The organism is Nostocoides japonicum T1-X7, from assembly GCF_001046855.1.
GTDB lineage: Bacteria > Actinomycetota > Actinomycetes > Actinomycetales > Dermatophilaceae > Nostocoides > Nostocoides japonicum.
The window spans coordinates 4,638,752-4,641,088 of the sequence record NZ_HF570958.1; the positions used below are offsets into that span (position 1 = coordinate 4,638,752).

General features: G+C 72.4%; 3 protein-coding genes. 2 read left to right on the forward strand and 1 reads right to left on the reverse strand.

What is annotated here, in order from left to right; genetic code table 11:
* Positions 1–389 precede the first annotated feature (389 nt).
* Complete coding sequence (locus BN12_RS21075; RefSeq protein WP_048555532.1) at positions 390–686, forward strand: WhiB family transcriptional regulator; 297 nt, start codon at positions 390–392, stop codon at positions 684–686.
* Positions 687–889: 203 nt separating this feature from the next.
* Here BN12_RS21075 and BN12_RS21080 read toward each other — a convergent pair whose 3' ends face one another.
* Positions 890–1,684 carry a hypothetical protein gene (locus tag BN12_RS21080; protein ID WP_048555534.1) on the reverse strand — a complete coding sequence of 265 codons (795 nt, stop codon included), beginning with the start codon at positions 1,682–1,684 and terminating at the stop codon, positions 890–892.
* Positions 1,685–2,007: 323 nt separating this feature from the next.
* Between BN12_RS21080 and BN12_RS26345 the strand changes: the two genes are divergently transcribed.
* The coding region (locus tag BN12_RS26345) for a hypothetical protein (protein WP_235432486.1) at positions 2,008–2,337 on the forward strand (330 nt) is incomplete at its 3' end.

The following is a 2,337-nucleotide window of genomic DNA, read 5'->3' on the forward strand; positions in this document are numbered from 1 at the left end:
GCTACCTCCACCCCCGGGGAGCCCGCCCGAATCGAGGTATCCAGAGACCCCGCGACGGTCCCCCGTTACCTCGACGCCAGGGGAGCCCGCCCGAGTCGAGGTATCCAGACCTTCCGACGAGCATGGTCGCCACCCACACGTACTGCTCGGTAGCTGGCGTGGTCCACACCCCGGACACCCATCCCGGGAAACCGACCGATCCGCCACCCGTGACGCGCTCGGTGCGCGACGTTGTCGCAGGTCAACGGGCCGTTTCTCGACCATTGAGACCATCGTCCCAATCTTGAACAACTCCTTACCAAACCCTTGCCCACCTCAGACCTGTCGCAACCTACGTTGAAAGAAGTCCCGGGGGTGACCGGGAAACCATTCGGCGAGGAGGGACCGACATGGCTGAGATCACGAGACTTCCCGGGCCGCTGGCCGACGTGTGGGACTGGCAGCTGATGGGGGCCTGTCGCGGCGTGAGTCCCGAGGTCTTCTTCCATCCCGAAGGTGAGCGCGGATCCGCGCGCCGGTCCCGTGACAGCGCCGCCAAGCAGGTGTGTCTCGGCTGCCCCGTCCTGCGGCAGTGCCGCGAGCACGCCCTCGCGATCCGGGAGCCCTACGGCGTCTGGGGCGGCCTGACCGAGGACGAGCGGGAGGCCCTTCTCGACGGGCGGTCCACCATCGCCGACGCCAGCTGACCCGCGATGGAGAGGTGTGAGGCGTCGCCGGGAGCGTCGCCCGACGCCTCGCACGGCGCCTCGCACGGCCCACGAACTCGTCCCGGCTGCGGTCACCTGCCCCGATCGCAGCCGGGACGATCCCGGTCGCCCCGTTGCCCTCCCTCCCACGGTTCGAGGTGTCTCATGACTGCCGTGTGGTCACGACATCCGTCGAGCCGCTGTCAGGCCCGGGTCAGCCGCCGGGCCGCCCAGGTCGATACGCACACAGCCAGCGCCATCGCGGCGAGCGACGTGGTGAGGGCCAGGACCGGTGACGGCGCGAAGAGCGGGACACCGAGAACGCCGGTGTCGTGCGATATCCCGGTCGGCAGGACGAGATAGACCCCCGCGGCCAGCAGGCCGGCGGACGTGAGCGGGACCGCGGTGCGCCACAGCGTGAGCGCGTAGACCCACCGGGACCGAGCCGAGAGCCGCGCGAGCCGGGTGAGCGCCGCGCCCGAGGCCAGCACGTCGCCGGCGAGCGCGCAGGTGCCGGCCAACGCGACGACAGCGAGCCCGATCGACCCGAGCAGCACCGTCCAGCGGCCGCCCAGCAGGACGTTCTGGCCCGCGGTGACCCAGCCCTGGCCGGGTGTCTCCAGCTGGAGCCCGCCGGGGACCATCGCGTACGCCGTCCGTTGGAGCCGATCCAGTGGCAGCCCGTCGATGGTCGGCGAGACGACGACGAACGAGGCCCCCTCCTTCGCCAGGGCTCGCAGGTCCGGCTGCTCGGCGACGGTCACGCGTACCAGGTCCCGGTCCGAGGAGGAGCCGAGGACGAGCTGTGACAGCTGGGCGTTCGGTCGGCGGACCGAGATCGGCCCGTCGGCGCACGGCAGCCCGAGCGTCTCCAGGGTGCTGCACGGCGCCGTCACGCGGGTCGTCATCGAGTGATCCGAGGCGTCTCCGGGAGTCTCTCCGAACGAGGTCCAGGCGGGCAGCGCGCTCTCCGGCAGAGCCGCGACGTAGCGCGCCATGGCAGGCCCGTAGGTCGTGTGGTCCGCCGTGGCGACGGTGTCCCAGCCTGGCCCGGGTGTCCAGCGCCTGGTAGTACTGGACGCCGAGCGCGCTGCTCCACAGCTGGACCTGCCCGACGAGCAGGATCCCGAAGCACAGTCCGAGTGCGAGCCGAGCGGTCCGGTGCGGACCTCGCTGCAGCCGCCGGCCCCCGGTCAGCGCCCCGGCCGACCCGCGGCGCAGACCCCAGCCGCCGCCGGTCCGCCCGACGACGGTGAGCAGGACGCCCACGACGGCCGGGAGGGTGGCGGCGACGACGAGCGATCCGCCGAGGTATGCCAGGGTGCGACCCGTTGCGCTGCGGCTGTGCCAGGTGAAGACGATCGTCGCCGACAGGGCGACGGCGAACACGCCGGTGCGCAGCCACGGCAGCCGCTCGGGGCCGCGCAGTGCCGACCGCCTCCGACGCCGGCGAAGGCGCGGCCGGCCGCGGATGACGACGACCGTGAGCGCGGCGAGCAACACTCCCGCCACCGTGGCGAGGAGCAGCCGCGGCCAGACCCGACGGGCGGCGTCAGCAGCCAGCACCGCGTCGAGGAAGGGCAGCCGGATGTCGATCGCGCACATCGCGGCCAGCATCGCTCCTCCGAGCGCACCGCCGACGAGGACGGCC